Here is a 13,621-nt window from a genome sequence, read left to right on the forward strand (position 1 = left end):
TGACCGGCTTTGCCTGAGCCCGGCTACAAGGATCCCGCGCGAGGAGTCGCGATTAGGGAAACTAGTAGTAGGCGAGCGGCAATACCCATGAGGTGAACAATCCTTCCAGTCAGTCATGCTTTACCAATATCGAGTTTTTTATGCTGTGTCAATTGGACTTTACCCATGGGATCCCCTGTCTTATTTAATCGAATTGTAAAGGAGTGCAAATTTCCTTGTTCCATGTTCCGCCATTGCTCGATTATCCGGTCATTCCTGCTGCACTCAATCGTCTGAGCAACCGGATCGACTTATCAGCCTTTCGCGCATTCATTCGAGGTATTTCATGGAAAAACGCAGACCCGGTCGCCCGGTCGGACGATCAGACATTCGTGACAAGCTGCTCGCCGCCGCCCGTGAGCGCTTTCTGAGCACCCCCTACAGCAAGGTCACCACCCGGGAGATCGCCGAACGAGCCGGCTCCAATCTGGCGATGATCCACTATTACTTCGGCAGCAAGGAGGGGCTCTATCAGGCCGTGCTGGGGGATGTGGCCGAGCCGCTGGAGCAGGCCTGGCAGGACGAGAGCGGTCATCGCAGCCTCAATGACCTGCTCAGCACCTACTATCAGGTGATGGCGCCCAACAGCGAGCTGACCTCCGCCATCTCCAGCGCATTATCGACCGAGAAAAGCCCTGGGCGGGATTTTGTGCTAAATCGTCTCCTGGAGCGTCAGATGCCCCAGTTCGATGCCTTGTTGAGCGCCATGCGAGAGAGCGGCGAACTCGGTGGTGACGTGGATCCCGAGATGCTCAAGGTCTCCTTCCTCAGCATGATGTGGCAGCCCTTCGTGATGAAGGAGCTCTATGAGCAGGTGTTTGGTCTGACCGTCGACGAGCACTTCATGAGTCGCCTGGCGGATCACAACTGTCGCCTGATGGAATCCGGGCTGCGCCTGGGTTTAAACTGACCTGCGTCTAGGGCCAGGAGCGCCGGGGCCGACGGGCCCTGCCATTCATCAATCTGTTATCCCCTTTTCACCTGACTGTCATCATGCTGCCTTAGCCTGTGGATCCCGGATGGCGAGAGGCGAGGGCGATGAACAAAATTCAGCAATGGGATCAGCGGGTGTGTCGGCTCTGTCTACTGCACCCCTATAACCGGCCATTGGCCAGAGCCAGCCGTCTCGTCTCCCACAGTGGTGACGGCCCCCTCTATCTGCTGGTGGCCGCGTTGCTCTGGCAGCAGGGCAGCCGGGGCCAGGATACGGTGGAGGCGGCGCTGCTCGCCTTCGCCCTGGAACTGCCCCTCTATCTGCTGCTCAAGAACAGTCTGCGCCGTGCGCGTCCCAGCGGCCTGCCCGTTTTCATCACCCCCTCTGATCGCTACAGCCTGCCCTCCGGCCATACCGCCGCCGCTTTCCTGATGGCCACCGTCTTGGCGGCCAGTTATCCCGAGTGGACGAGTGTGCTGTTCGCCTGGGCCAGTCTGGTGGCTGCCTCGCGCCTGCTGCTCGGCGTTCACTATGGCAGCGATCTCATCGCTGGCGCCCTGCTCGGCATGGGATGCGCCAAGCTGGCCCTCGGCTGGGGTCAGGGATGAGGCGGCCCATGGTGCGACCCGTGCCGAGGGGCGGCGACATCCTCCTTCGGAAGGGGGGGCTGACATGAAGATACTGTTCGGGGTTCAGGGCACGGGCAATGGCCACATCAGTCGCAGCCGCACCCTGGGCAGGGCCCTGGCCGAGCAGGGGATCGAGGTCGATTACCTGTTCAGCGGCCGGGCGCGGGCCGGCTATTTCGAGATGGAAACCTTCGGTGACTATCGCAGCTTCGATGGCATCAGTTTCGTCAGTCGGGCGGGGCGCGTGCAGCCCTGGGACACCTTGCGCCAACTGGCGCCGCTGCGCTTCTGGCAGGATCTGAAGGGGCTCGACTGCAGTGGCTACGATCTGGTGATCAGCGACTTCGAGCCGCTCAGCGCCCATGCGGCAAGGCGCCAGGGGGTGCCCAGTATCAGCATCAGCCATCAGGCCAGTTTTCATTGGCCCGTGCCCCGCTGGGGGGAGAACCGGCTCAGCCAGCAGCTGATGCGTCATTATGCCCCGGTGCGCCAGCGGCTCGGGCTGCACTGGTTTCACTTCGGCCACCCCTTGTTGCCCCCCATCGTCGATGCCATGCGCCCGACCCCAGACAACCAGAGCATCCTGGTCTATCTGCCGTTCGAGCAGCCAGATGCCATCGCCGCCCTGCTGTCGCGCTTCAGCCAGCACCATTTCGTCTGTTTTCATCCCGCCATCACAGAGACGAGCGAGTGGCGCAACATCCGCTTCGAGCCCCAGGTCAGGGATGGCTTTAAGGCGCAGCTGTGCGGCTGTCGTGGCGTCATCTCCAATGCGGGCTTCGAGCTGGCCTCGGAGGCGCTCTCTCTTGGCAAGAAGCTGCTGGTCAAGCCCCTGGGCGGCCAGTTCGAGCAGTTGAGCAACGGCAAGACCCTGGAGCTGATGGGATTGGCCCAGCTGATGGACAGCCTGGATGCCAATGGGGTACGCAGCTGGCTCGATACTTCGGCACCTGGTCCTATCGTCTATCCGGATGTGGCGGCGGCCCTGGCGATCTGGCTGGCCGAGGGGGCCGAGGAGCCCTTGCCGAGTCTGTCGCGTCGGCTCTGGGCCAAGACACTGTTTCCCGAGGAGGTGGGGGACAGGTTGAGCGAGCTGGCGGAAGGGGAAACCATCGGCGGCGCCTGGCTGTCCCAGCTCGGCGTCCTGGAGTGAGGGACCGTGATCCCAGCCCTGCGTCAGCATGGACTAAACTGATGGAGCCCCATAGCTGAGGACAATCAAGATGCGTTTTACCAACGAAAACGGCGAAGTGATGAACCTGGCGGACAGCCTGACTCTCCATGAGTTGATCGATATGGGGGTCAGCATCTCCGTCTGCGAGGAGACGGATCCGGATCAACAGATCTGGTTGGCCGAGCCAGACGAAAACCCCTGATCTCCTCTTGTCATGCCCATCCCGCCGGGATGGGCATTCCCCTGCCGATATTTCCCTCCCTAGCATGATCCGCTGTTCACTCACTGAACGAACAGGTAATCATGCCGTTTTTATCAGGCTGCTCACTAAATGTTAATGGCTGTTTGAAATTTATGACTGTTGTTGTCAGACAAAGCCGTGGACAAGCCGGTGGAAGCGGGTTAACTTGGTTTTTCACCCCATTTTATGGGGGAATGATGGACAAACCCTATTTTTCAACTATCGCACTCCGTACTCGCCCCGTCTGATAGCGAATCAACAACAGACAGACTGGGTGGTGCCGGGAAGCAGCGGAGCCGTCGATAGAATTGCTAAACGGAGCAAAGCCTGGAGGGCTTTATCATGGAGATGTTATCAGGCGCTCAGATGGTGGTACGTGCGCTGGAGGATCAGGGGGTTGAGCATGTGTTCGGCTACCCGGGTGGTTCGGTGCTCGACATCTATGACGCTCTCTTCGAAAACGGCAAGATGGAGCACGTGCTGGTACGCCACGAGCAGGCCGCGGTGCATATGGCAGACGGTTACGCCCGATCCACCGGCAAGGTGGGCACTGTACTGGTGACCTCGGGGCCGGGGGCGACCAACTGCATCACGGGGATCGCCACCGCCTACATGGACTCCATCCCCCTGGTGATCCTGTCCGGCCAGGTGCCGACCAGCATGATCGGGGAAGATGCGTTCCAGGAGACCGACATGATCGGTATCTCCCGCCCCGTGGTGAAGCACAGCTTCCTGTGCAAGACGGCGAGCGAAATCCCCGACGCCATCAAGAAGGCCTACTACATAGCCGCGACCGGCCGCCCGGGGCCCGTGGTGGTGGATTTGCCCAAGGACGTACAGAACCCGAAAGAGAAATTTCCCTACCAGTATCCCGAGTCCGTTTCCCTGCGCTCCTACAATCCGACCAAGGCCGGACACAAGGGCCAGATCAAGCGGGCCGCCAAGCTGCTGACCGAGGCGAGCCGTCCGGTCATGTACGTGGGTGGCGGCGCCATCAATGCCAATGCGGATGCGCTGGTGACCAGGCTGGCGGAGCTGCTCAACCTGCCGGTGACCACCACCCTGATGGGGCTGGGGGCCTTCAGCGGCACCCATCCGCAATTCATCGGCATGCTGGGGATGCACGGTACCTTCGAAGCGAACAAGACCATGCACAACGCGGATCTCATCTTCGCCGTGGGGGCCCGCTTCGATGATCGCGTGACCAACAACGTGAGCAAGTTCTGTCCCCATGCCACCGTGGTCCATATCGACATAGACCCCACCTCCATCTCCAAGACGGTGCAGGCCCATGTGCCTATCGTCGGCTCGGTGGAAACCGTGCTGCAGCAGATGCTGGATGTGATCGGCGAGTGCGGGTTTGACAACGACAAGCAGGCGATGGCGGAGTGGTGGAGCCAGATTGGCCAGTGGCGTTCCCGCAACTGCCTGGCCTACGAGACCCACCCCACCCTGATCAAGCCCCAGCAGGTGATAGAGACCCTCTACAAGGTGACCAAGGGGGAGGCCTTCGTCGCCTCCGATGTGGGCCAGCACCAGATGTTCGCCGCCCTCTACTACCCGTTCGCCAAGCCGCGCCAGTGGATCAACTCAGGGGGCCTTGGCACCATGGGCTTTGGCATCCCGGCCGCCATGGGGGCCCAGTTTGCCAACCCGGACGCCGTGGTCTGCTGCGTCACCGGCGATGGCTCGGTACAGATGAACATCCAGGAGCTCTCCACCTGCATGCAGTACGGGGTGCCCATCAAGATCATCTCCATCAACAACCGTGCCCTTGGCATGGTCAAGCAGTGGCAGAAGATGTTCTACGGTGGCCGTCACAGCCACTCCTACATGGAATCCCTGCCGGACTTCGTCAAGCTGGCGGAAGCCTACGGCCATGTCGGCATGGCGGTGAGCGACCCGGCCGAGCTGGAGAGCGCCATGGAGAAGGCCTTCGCCATGAAGGACAGGCTGGTGTTCATGGACATCTCGGTCGATCCGGACGAACACGTCTATCCGATGCAGATAAAGTTCGGTGCCATGGACGAGATGTGGCTGAGCAAGACGGAGAGGACCTGACGATGGGACATATCATTTCGGTCGTACTGGTGGAGCCCGCCGTCGATGAGATGTGGCTGAGCAAGGCGGGGGAAACATCATGAGACATATCATTTCCGTACTGCTGGAGAACGAATCCGGCGCCCTGAGCCGAGTGGTGGGCCTCTTCTCCCAGCGCGGCTACAACATCGAGACCCTGACGGTGGCCCCCACCGAGGATCCCACCCTGTCGCGCATGACCATAGTGACCATGGGTGACGAGCGGGTGCTCGAGCAGATCCAGAAGCAGCTGCACAAGCTGGTGGACGTGCTCAAGGTGTGTGACCTCAGCGAAGGGGAGCACATAGAGCGGGAGATCGCCCTGGTCAAGGCCCGCGCAGCCGGTGGCGCCCGGGACGAGCTGAAACGGCTGGCGGACATCTTCCGTGGCCAGATTGTGGACGTCACCCCGGATCAATACACGGTGCAGCTGGTGGGTACCAGCGAGAAGCTGGACGCCTTCATCAAGACTGCCGCCCAGACCAACGAGATCATCGAGGTGGTGCGCTCCGGAGTGTGCGGCATCTCGCGTGCGGAGAAGTCCCTGCGCGCCTGAGTCTCTGCTGGTGGTTCAAGAGCCCTGCGGGGCTCTTTTTTATGGCGGCGACTCCCTTTTGCCTCGCCACGGGATGGTCAGTCGGGTAGGGGGAGATGCTATTAACTTTATTGTTTATAACGAGCCGGTAGCAGAAATTGTTATCAAGCGTCACATTTGAACCTGTATGATCGCTGCCTTTTTCGTCATCAATGTGGGGTGACAATGCCATTTCGCCGCTTCAAACCACGCCAGCAGCTCAGACGAGGAGCCCTGGCAAGCCTGGTCTTTGTGCTGATCCTGCTGCTCGGCGCCGCCATCATCGGCTGGCAGACGGTGAGGGAGATGCGCAGTGACATCCATGCCAGGCTGAGCCATGCCCGTGACATGTTCGATCGCACCCTGGATAACGCCCATCAGGCGGCCATGGCGGTCAAACCCCTGCTGGGTCAACCCTGTGCCGACGCCAAGCAGATGCTGCGCCGCCAGGTGGCGACGGTACCGGACGTGCGCTCGGTCAACCTGACCCTGGGCAAGCGCATCTATTGCACCTCCCTCTATGGCGAGTACGACCAGGATTACGATCCCAGCGGCTATGTGCAGGGGCAGCTTGATCTGCTGCCGGGCAACCCGGTCACGCCGGATCGCGCCCTCATTGTCTATCGCAGCCTGGGGGAGGGGGGCAGTGTGCTGGTGAGCGTCGATGGCTACTACCTCCATAACACGCTGCGTCTGATGAGCCGCGAGACCCCCATGGCGTTTCAGGTTGGCCAGCGCTGGATGGGTAGCCTGGGCGGGGTGCAAGATGGCGCTCCCAGGCTGGAGGGGGACAGATTTGGCATCATCTCCCAGCGGTATGCCTATCACCTGAGTTCGCACATCACGCCGCGCCAATACTGGCTGCGCGCCTGGAATTACAGCAATGGCAGCATGGCGCTCTATACCCTGCTGGCGCTGCTGGCCGGTGGTGTCACCTTCTGGATAACGGGGCGGCCCGTTTCCCCCGAGCAGGAGCTGGCACGGGCCCTCTCCAAGGGGGAGTTCATCCCCTATCTGCAGCCCGTGATGGATGGGGAGGGGCACTGCGCCGGTTGCGAGGTCTTGATGCGCTGGCAGCATCCCCAGCAGGGCATGATACCGCCGGATCGCTTCATCCCCATGGCGGAGGCCAGTGGTCTCATCATCCCCATGACAGGGGAACTGATGCGTCAGGTGCGGCAACGTTTCGCGCCTAAGGCCCATTTGCTGCCCGCCGGCTTTCATTTTGGCTTCAACATCTGCGCCCGCCACTGTCAGGATCTGAGTCTGGTGGACGATTGCCGCGCCTTTCTGGAAGCCTTCAAGGATAACCCCGTCAAGCTGGTGCTGGAGTTGACCGAACGCGAGCTGATCGAGGTCACAGCGGTGACGGATCGCCTGTTTGCCGAGCTGCACGATCTCGGGGTATTCATCGCCATCGATGATTTTGGCACGGGACACTCCAGCCTCACCTACCTGCAGAAGTTCCAGGTCGATTTCCTCAAGATCGACCAGAGCTTCGTCGCCATGATCGGCTCAGATGCCCTCTCCTGCCACATAGTGGACAATGTGATCGACCTGGCGACCCGGCTCGGTCTCATGATAGTGGCCGAAGGGGTGGAGAACCGGTTGCAGGCGGACTATCTCAAGGCGCGCAGCGTCGACTATCTGCAGGGCTATCTCTTCAGCCGGCCTCTGCCCATGGGAGAGTTCGAGCAGACCCTGCCCAGCCTGCTCCCGGCACAGACGCCCGTCCGCATCGCCTGACTCTCGGGCACAAAAAAGCGGCCATCTGGCCGCTTTTTTGTGTTCATTGTCTCTGGGAGAGGGCTCAGAGCATGCGCCTCATGGCGTTGCACAGTCGCTTGATCCCCTCCTCCGTGGTCGCCTCGTCCACGCAGGAGAAGCTCAGGCGCAGGGTATTCTGGATCTCCGGGCGCACATAGAAGGGGGCGCCGGGCACGAAGGCCACCTTCTCCTTGATCGCCTCCTCGAACAGGGCCATGGCCGAGATGCTGGCCGGCAGGGTCAGCCAGAGGAACATGCCTCCCTCGGGGCGGGTGTAGCTCACTCCTGGCGGGCAGTGGCGGGCCAGGGAGGCTTCCATGGCGGCACGCTGACGGCCATAGACCTCCTTGATCTTCTCCAGATGCGCGTCGAGGGAGTGATCGGTCAGGAAACGATGCAGCACCTGCTGACTGAAGGCGTTGCTGTGCAGGTCGGTGGCCTGTTTGGCGATGGTGACCTTCTTGCGCAGCCAGTCCGGCACCAGCATCCAGCCCAGACGGAAGGCGGGCACCACCGTCTTGGAGAAGGAGCCGAGCAGCACGGTATTGTTCGGCGCCAGCTTGGCGATGGGGGACAGGTGTTCCCCTTCGAAGCGCAGCTCGCCGTAAGGGTCGTCTTCCACCATCAGCAGATCGTGGCGCACCAGGCGTTCGGCCAGGGCTTCACGGTTGGCCCGGCTGTAGGAGACCCCGCTCGGGTTCTGGAAGTTCGGCACGCCATACAGCAGCCTGGCGTTGGAACCCTGCTCCAGCAGCGCATCCAGCGCCGCCAGATCCAGCCCGGCTTCCCCGAGCGCGATGGGCTTGAAATTCGGTTGATAGACGGAGAAGGCCTGGATGGCGCCAAGATAACCCGGCTCTTCGATGATGAGATCCTGCCCCTCGTCCACCAGCACCTTGCCCAGCAGATCCAGCGCCTGCTGGGAGCCGCTGGTGATCAGGATGTTGTCCGGATTGACGGTCATGCCGTGGCGGCTAAGGTAGCGATCGGCAATGTATTGGCGCAGGGGGGCGAAGCCCTCGGTGGCGGCATATTGCAGCGCCGCGGCGCCCTGCTCGCGCAGCACATCCTGGCAGGCCTGCTCGATGGCCTTGACCGGGAACAGGTTGGGGTTGGGCAGGCCGCCGGCGAAGGAGATGATCTCCGGGTTGGCGGCGACTTTGAGGATCTCTCGAATAAAGGAAGGTTCGACCTTCTCGAAGCGCTGGGCAAAAAACGGCTGCATAGGACTCTCTCTGACGGGTAGGCGGTCGCTCCATTCAACCGCCAAGTTATCCGTTTGTATCAGATTTAAAAAATGAGGCAATGGCTGTCACCAAAATCCATAAAAAAGGGCAGGTTTGACACCTGCCCATATTTTATCGTCCCGACCCGCCATCCCCTCGCCAAAACGGCTGCGACCCGGGCTAGAGACCGGGCTCGCGCAGGAAGCGGATCAGGATCTCGGTATTGGCGCCGAGCTGCTGCTCGATCCGGCCCGGGAAGAGTTCGGCCATCTTGTCGAGGCGATCATGGCCGGTGTGCCAGATCTTGCCCCACTGGCTCTCGCTGTCCCGATCGCATGCGCTCTTGGTGGTGTCGTCGTAGCAGTCCCACAGCGCCGGATGGGTGCTCTGGGAGTAGCCGTCGTACCCGTCCTGGCCATTGATGGTGAAGTTGGTCGCCTCCACATAAGCGATGGGCACCCCCAGGCAGGCGAACGGTGCATGATCCGACCAGCTGCCGGTCTCCCCTTCCGGATAACCGGCATAGCTGGGGTGGATGGCGAAGGGGGTGGTGCTCTGCCTGGAGATGGCGAGCAGGCGATCCCGCACCCTGGGGTCATGGCTGTAGCGCGCCGGATCGGCGCAGCCATATTCGGCTTCGTCCGAGTGGGCCGAGTGGACATAGACGATGTCGCCTCCGGCGATGGTGTCGTAGTTGACCATGGCCAGCAGGGCGTCGATGGCGGCCTCATCCAGGCTGGCGGCATAGGCTTTGGAGCCGTTGAGGCCGTTCTCCTCGGCGCCGAAGAAGGCGAAGCGTACCGTATGGGGCAGGGACTGGCCCTGGAGCGCCTCGGCGACCGCCAGCAGGGCCGCGACCCCGGCGCCGTTGTCGGTGGCCCCTTCCGAGCCCTCATCCTCCCCCGTGCTGTCGTAGTGGGCCCCCAGCAGGATCACCCGGTCGCTCTGGCCCCTGAGCTCAACGATCAGGTTCTGGGAGGACTTATCTTCCCCCCGCCGCTGATAGCTGAACGGCTGGCGGGTGACCTCGTAGCCCCAGCCGCCCAGCTTGTCCTGGATCCAGTCGGCGGCGCGGGTCTCGGCGGCGCTGCCGGTAGGACGGGCGCCGATGCCTTCGGCGCTCGAGCCGAGTTGAGTCAGGTACTCCAAGGCCTGCTCGGCCGGGGTGGGGGCGATGGGGGCCTGTGACTCGTTGCTTGAGGTGTTGCAACCGGCCAGCAGGGCGCTGAGGCAGAGGGCGACAAGGGTCTTTCTCATACTGCAATCCTTTGTTGTATATGATGTTATTGGCGCGAAGCAGGATGCACCCGCGGGAAGCCGGATTCTGTGAACCCGCTGGCAATTACCGCAGGCGTGGCACGAACCCAACCCGCCTGGGTCATTTGTTGTCGGAAAGACTTGCGCCTTGGGCCCATCTTGGGATAATTCGCTCCCCTGTTTGTGCCGATAGATGAAATAACGAGTAATCCAATATGCCAGTGACCCAAGACGAATTTAACGAAGACGGCAAGTTCATGCGCAAGATCCGCAGCTTTGTCCGTCGTGAAGGCCGCCTGACCAAGGGTCAGGAGAAGGCCCTGGCCGAACAGTGGCCTGTCATGGGGATCGATTTCGACACGGCTCCGCTGGATTTCGTCGCCCTGTTTGGTCGCGATGCCCCCGTGGTGCTGGAGATTGGCTTTGGCATGGGCGCCTCCCTGGTCGAGATGGCCAAGCATGCCCCCGAGAAGAATTTCATCGGCATCGAGGTGCATACCCCAGGGGTGGGTGCCTGTCTGGGCAGCGCCGAGGAAGCCGGGGTGACCAATCTGAAGGTCATCTGCCACGATGCGGTCGAGGTGCTGGAGCACATGATCCCGAACGGCTCGCTCTCCTGTCTGCAGCTCTTCTTCCCGGATCCCTGGCACAAGAGCCGTCACCACAAGCGACGCATCGTGCAGCCGGCCTTTGCCCAGGATATTCGCCAGAAGCTGGCCATAGGTGGTGTGTTCCACATGGCGACCGACTGGGAAAACTATGCCGAGCACATGCTGGAAGTGATGAGCGCCGCCGAAGGGTACGAGAACACCTCGGCCCATGGCAACTGGGTGGAGCGTCCCGAGTGGCGCCCGCTGACCAAATTCGAACAACGGGGCCATCGTCTTGGCCACGGGGTATGGGATCTGATTTTCAAACGCGTTAACTGAACCTGAGGAGCTGTCATGGCAAACCGTAGTCGCCGTCTGCGCAAGAAACTGCGCGTCGAGGAGTTCCAGGAACTGGGATTCGATCTGAGCTTTAACTTCCCGGTGAACACAGCCGAAGAGACCATAGATGCCGTCATCGATGCCATGATCGATGAGGTGATCGAGCCGCGCAAGCTGGCCTTCGCCGGTTCGGGCCACCTGGCCTGGGAAGGGATGATCTGCACCCAGGCCCTGGGCAAGTGCACCGAGGAAGACCGTGCCGCCATCAAGGGTTGGCTGGACGCCAAGGGCATGGAGGCCGTCGAGGTCACCGAGCTGTTCGACCTCTGGTATGGTGAACCGGCCTGATCGGGCCAGCATGAAAAATCCCGCCGCTGGCGGGATTTTTGTCGGTGGGGTGGCTGACCCCGTTTTGAGTTGTGGAACCTCTCAATGCAGTTGTCATCGCAATTACTGGAAAGCATTCTCGATGAAGTGCGTCCCCTGCTGGGACAAGGCAAGGTGGCCGACTATATCCCGGCCCTGGCGCGGGTGCCGGGGGACAGGCTCGGCATGGCGGTCTGCACCGTGGAGGGGGAACTGTTCACCGCGGGGGATGCGGACGAACCCTTCTCCATCCAGAGCATCTCCAAGGCCCTGAGCCTCACCCTGGCGCTCACCCTCTATCGGGAAGAGGAGATCTGGGCCAGGGTCGGCAAGGAGCCCTCGGGTCAGCCATTCAACTCCCTGGTGCAGCTCGAGTTCGAGCATGGCATTCCCCGCAATCCCTTCATCAACGCCGGCGCCCTGGTGGTCAGCGACCTGCTGGAAACCCGGCTGACGGCACCGCGTCAGCGTACCCTGGAGCTGGTGCGCCGTCTGGCCGGCAACCCTGCCATCGTCGCGGATGCCGTGGTGGCCCGCTCCGAGTATCAGCATTCTGCGCGCAACGCCGCCATCGCCTACCTGATGAAGTCTCACGGCAACTTCCACAACGAGGTGGACAAGGTGTTGCAGAGCTACTTCAACGCCTGTGCCATCCGCATGAGCTGCGTCGATCTTGCCCGCACCTTCGTCTATCTGGCGAACCGCGGCCTGCCGCTCGGGGCGAGCGAGCCCCTGCTGCCGGCGCGCACCACCAAGCAGGTCAATGCCCTGCTCGCCACCTGTGGCCTGTATGACGAGGCCGGGGATTTTGCCTATCGGGTCGGCATGCCGGGCAAGTCCGGGGTTGGCGGTGGTATCATGGCCCTCATCCCGGGTGAGCTCTGCGTCTGCGTCTGGTCGCCCGAACTGAACAAGGCCGGTAATTCGCTGGCAGGCACGGCGGCCCTCGAGCTGCTGTCCGGGCGCCTCGGCCGATCCATCTTCTAATTGCCATCCATCAAAAGTGAGCACGTCAATGAAACACGCGATTCGGCTGCTGCTAACCGCCACCACCAGCCTGCTGCTCTGGTTCAGCACCCCTGCCGGGGCCGACGAACTGGCCCCCCTCTCCCTCGAGGAGGCGAAGACCCAGGGCGCCATCCTGATCGATACCCGCCCCAGCCACTTCTACCAGGGCTGGCCCATGGCAGGAGAGCAACAGGGCGGGCACGTGGCGGGGGCCGTGAGTCTCTCCGCCGACTGGAAATATGATGATGAGCAGTGGCCCCAGGCCCTGAGCGCCAAGGGGCTGGATGCCCGAAAGCCGGTCGCGCTCTATGGCGAGGAGAAGGGGCTGGCCGAGGTGGCCCGTCTGCTGCGCATGCGCGGCTTCCACCAACTCTATGAACTCAAGGGCTGGCAGCAGGCCGAGCGTGTTCACCTGGCCCGCTGGCAGCAGCTGGTTTATCCCCAGTGGCTGGCGGATCTGCAGGCGGGCAAGCCGGTGGCGGCCGCTCCCAAGGGGGACTGGAAGCTGTTTGAAGTGGATTGGGGGGCCCCCAAGGCCTTCCTGCTGAGCCATATTCCGGGGGCGGGTTACATCGACACCAACAGCCTGGAGCAGGAACCATTGTGGAACAAGGTCTCCGATGCCGATCTGGAGGCGCTGCTGCTCAAGAATGGCATCCGCCACGACACCAGCGTCATCCTCTATGGTCGCAACTCCATGGCAGCCGCCCGGGCCGCCCACCTGCTGATGTATGCCGGCGTGGCTGACGTGCGCCTGCTCGATGGCGGCATCGATGCCTGGTTCGCCGCTCACCTGAGTACCGAAGCGGGTCTCCCGAGAAAGTATGAGGCTGTCGCGTCATTTGGGGCCAAGATCCCGGTGCATCCCGAATACCTGACCTCCACCGACCAGGCCAAGGCCCTGCTCAAACAGGCCGACGGCGCCCTGGTCAGCATCCGCACCTGGGACGAGTTCACCGGCGAGACCTCAGGCTACAGCTATATCGACGCCAAGGGGGACATACCGGGCGCCAAGTGGGGACACGGTGGCGTGGATGCCAACAGCATGAGCGACTTCCACAACCCGGATGGCACCATGAAGCCCCAGGGGGAGATCCTGGCCATGTGGGACCAGTGGAACATAGCGCCGACCCAGCAGGCCGCCTTCTACTGCGGCACCGGCTGGCGCGCCTCGGAAGCCTTCTTCTACGCCTGGCTGATGGATTGGCAGCGGATCAGCGTCTACGACGGCGGCTGGTATGAATGGAGCTCGGATCCCGCGAATCCCATCGTCACAGGGGATCGCAAGCCCAGCGCAGAATGAGCAACAGGCCGGATCCTATCCGGCCTTTTTGTGGGCGCTCCCGATGCTGAACCTTGTCACCGTGAGCTAGTCTTTCCGGGTGATCCCTCACGGGG

At 62.0% G+C, this 13,621-nt stretch carries 13 protein-coding genes; 11 read left to right on the plus strand and 2 right to left on the minus strand.

The window, feature by feature from the left end; genetic code table 11:
• The first annotated feature begins 325 nt into the window (after positions 1-325).
• The 7 genes from ACEUCR_RS07235 to ACEUCR_RS07265 all read left to right on the plus strand — a co-directional run bounded on the left by ACEUCR_RS07235 (position 326) and on the right by ACEUCR_RS07265 (position 7,416).
• Entirely contained in the window at positions 326-949 is a 624-nt protein-coding gene (locus ACEUCR_RS07235) for a TetR/AcrR family transcriptional regulator (protein WP_041992676.1), read from the plus strand.
• A 128-nt stretch (positions 950-1,077) separates the two neighbouring features.
• The gene (locus tag ACEUCR_RS07240; RefSeq protein ID WP_111874968.1) at positions 1,078-1,581 is read left to right on the plus strand and encodes a phosphatase PAP2 family protein; all 504 of its coding nucleotides are present in this window, start codon (positions 1,078-1,080) and stop codon (positions 1,579-1,581) included.
• A gap of 64 nt (positions 1,582-1,645) precedes the next feature.
• Positions 1,646-2,755 (plus strand): MJ1255/VC2487 family glycosyltransferase, encoded by a 1,110-nt coding sequence (locus ACEUCR_RS07245; RefSeq protein ID WP_408789151.1) that lies wholly within the window; start codon positions 1,646-1,648, stop codon positions 2,753-2,755.
• 70 nt (positions 2,756-2,825) lie between these two features.
• On the plus strand, positions 2,826-2,978 hold the full coding sequence (locus ACEUCR_RS07250) for a hypothetical protein (protein ID WP_084205235.1): 153 nt from the start codon (positions 2,826-2,828) through the stop codon (positions 2,976-2,978).
• 381 nt (positions 2,979-3,359) lie between these two features.
• Entirely contained in the window at positions 3,360-5,078 is a 1,719-nt protein-coding gene (locus tag ACEUCR_RS07255; protein WP_041992684.1) for an acetolactate synthase 3 large subunit, read from the plus strand.
• Between the two features lie 79 nt (positions 5,079-5,157).
• Positions 5,158-5,652: an acetolactate synthase small subunit gene (gene ilvN / locus ACEUCR_RS07260; protein ID WP_041992687.1), complete on the plus strand. Its 495-nt coding sequence runs from the start codon at positions 5,158-5,160 to the stop codon at positions 5,650-5,652.
• A gap of 204 nt (positions 5,653-5,856) precedes the next feature.
• On the plus strand, positions 5,857-7,416 hold the full coding sequence (locus ACEUCR_RS07265; protein WP_408789153.1) for an EAL domain-containing protein: 1,560 nt from the start codon (positions 5,857-5,859) through the stop codon (positions 7,414-7,416).
• Between the two features lie 64 nt (positions 7,417-7,480).
• Here ACEUCR_RS07265 and ACEUCR_RS07270 read toward each other — a convergent pair whose 3' ends face one another.
• Positions 7,481-8,662 carry an aminotransferase-like domain-containing protein gene (locus ACEUCR_RS07270; RefSeq protein WP_408789156.1) on the minus strand — a complete coding sequence of 394 codons (1,182 nt, stop codon included), beginning with the start codon at positions 8,660-8,662 and terminating at the stop codon, positions 7,481-7,483.
• A gap of 181 nt (positions 8,663-8,843) precedes the next feature.
• Positions 8,844-9,920, minus strand: coding sequence for a M28 family metallopeptidase (locus tag ACEUCR_RS07275; RefSeq protein ID WP_408789159.1), 1,077 nt, complete (start codon positions 9,918-9,920; stop codon positions 8,844-8,846).
• 215 nt (positions 9,921-10,135) lie between these two features.
• On the opposite strand from ACEUCR_RS07275, the gene trmB reads away from it, so the two are divergent.
• The 4 genes from trmB to ACEUCR_RS07295 all read left to right on the plus strand — a co-directional run bounded on the left by trmB (position 10,136) and on the right by ACEUCR_RS07295 (position 13,526).
• Positions 10,136-10,849 (plus strand): tRNA (guanosine(46)-N7)-methyltransferase TrmB, encoded by a 714-nt coding sequence (trmB, locus tag ACEUCR_RS07280; protein WP_111874963.1) that lies wholly within the window; start codon positions 10,136-10,138, stop codon positions 10,847-10,849.
• A 15-nt stretch (positions 10,850-10,864) separates the two neighbouring features.
• A complete protein-coding gene (locus ACEUCR_RS07285; protein ID WP_041992702.1) occupies positions 10,865-11,197 on the plus strand; it encodes a 50S ribosome-binding protein YggL in 333 nt (110 codons plus the stop codon).
• A gap of 84 nt (positions 11,198-11,281) precedes the next feature.
• Positions 11,282-12,202, plus strand: a complete 921-nt coding sequence (gene glsB, locus ACEUCR_RS07290; RefSeq protein WP_041992705.1) for a glutaminase B — start codon at positions 11,282-11,284, stop codon at positions 12,200-12,202.
• Between the two features lie 28 nt (positions 12,203-12,230).
• On the plus strand, positions 12,231-13,526 hold the full coding sequence (locus tag ACEUCR_RS07295; protein WP_408789163.1) for a rhodanese-like domain-containing protein: 1,296 nt from the start codon (positions 12,231-12,233) through the stop codon (positions 13,524-13,526).
• The last annotated feature ends 95 nt before the right edge of the window (positions 13,527-13,621 follow it).

Origin of the sequence: Aeromonas bivalvium (assembly GCF_046078285.1) — a bacterium.
In the GTDB taxonomy this organism is placed as follows: domain Bacteria; phylum Pseudomonadota; class Gammaproteobacteria; order Enterobacterales; family Aeromonadaceae; genus Aeromonas; species Aeromonas bivalvium.

Coding starts and splice junctions, on each gene's coding strand:
- ACEUCR_RS07285 (WP_041992702.1), top strand. CDS start 10,865: ATGGCAAACCGTAGTCGCCGTCTGCGCAAGAAACTGCGCGTCGAGGAG.
- ACEUCR_RS07235 (WP_041992676.1), top strand. CDS start 326: ATGGAAAAACGCAGACCCGGTCGCCCGGTCGGACGATCAGACATTCGT.
- ACEUCR_RS07265 (WP_408789153.1), top strand. CDS start 5,857: ATGCCATTTCGCCGCTTCAAACCACGCCAGCAGCTCAGACGAGGAGCC.
- ilvN (WP_041992687.1), top strand. CDS start 5,158: ATGAGACATATCATTTCCGTACTGCTGGAGAACGAATCCGGCGCCCTG.
- ACEUCR_RS07295 (WP_408789163.1), top strand. CDS start 12,231: ATGAAACACGCGATTCGGCTGCTGCTAACCGCCACCACCAGCCTGCTG.
- trmB (WP_111874963.1), top strand. CDS start 10,136: ATGCCAGTGACCCAAGACGAATTTAACGAAGACGGCAAGTTCATGCGC.
- ACEUCR_RS07270 (WP_408789156.1), bottom strand. CDS start 8,662: ATGCAGCCGTTTTTTGCCCAGCGCTTCGAGAAGGTCGAACCTTCCTTT.
- ACEUCR_RS07255 (WP_041992684.1), top strand. CDS start 3,360: ATGGAGATGTTATCAGGCGCTCAGATGGTGGTACGTGCGCTGGAGGAT.
- ACEUCR_RS07275 (WP_408789159.1), bottom strand. CDS start 9,920: ATGAGAAAGACCCTTGTCGCCCTCTGCCTCAGCGCCCTGCTGGCCGGT.
- ACEUCR_RS07250 (WP_084205235.1), top strand. CDS start 2,826: ATGCGTTTTACCAACGAAAACGGCGAAGTGATGAACCTGGCGGACAGC.
- glsB (WP_041992705.1), top strand. CDS start 11,282: ATGCAGTTGTCATCGCAATTACTGGAAAGCATTCTCGATGAAGTGCGT.
- ACEUCR_RS07240 (WP_111874968.1), top strand. CDS start 1,078: ATGAACAAAATTCAGCAATGGGATCAGCGGGTGTGTCGGCTCTGTCTA.
- ACEUCR_RS07245 (WP_408789151.1), top strand. CDS start 1,646: ATGAAGATACTGTTCGGGGTTCAGGGCACGGGCAATGGCCACATCAGT.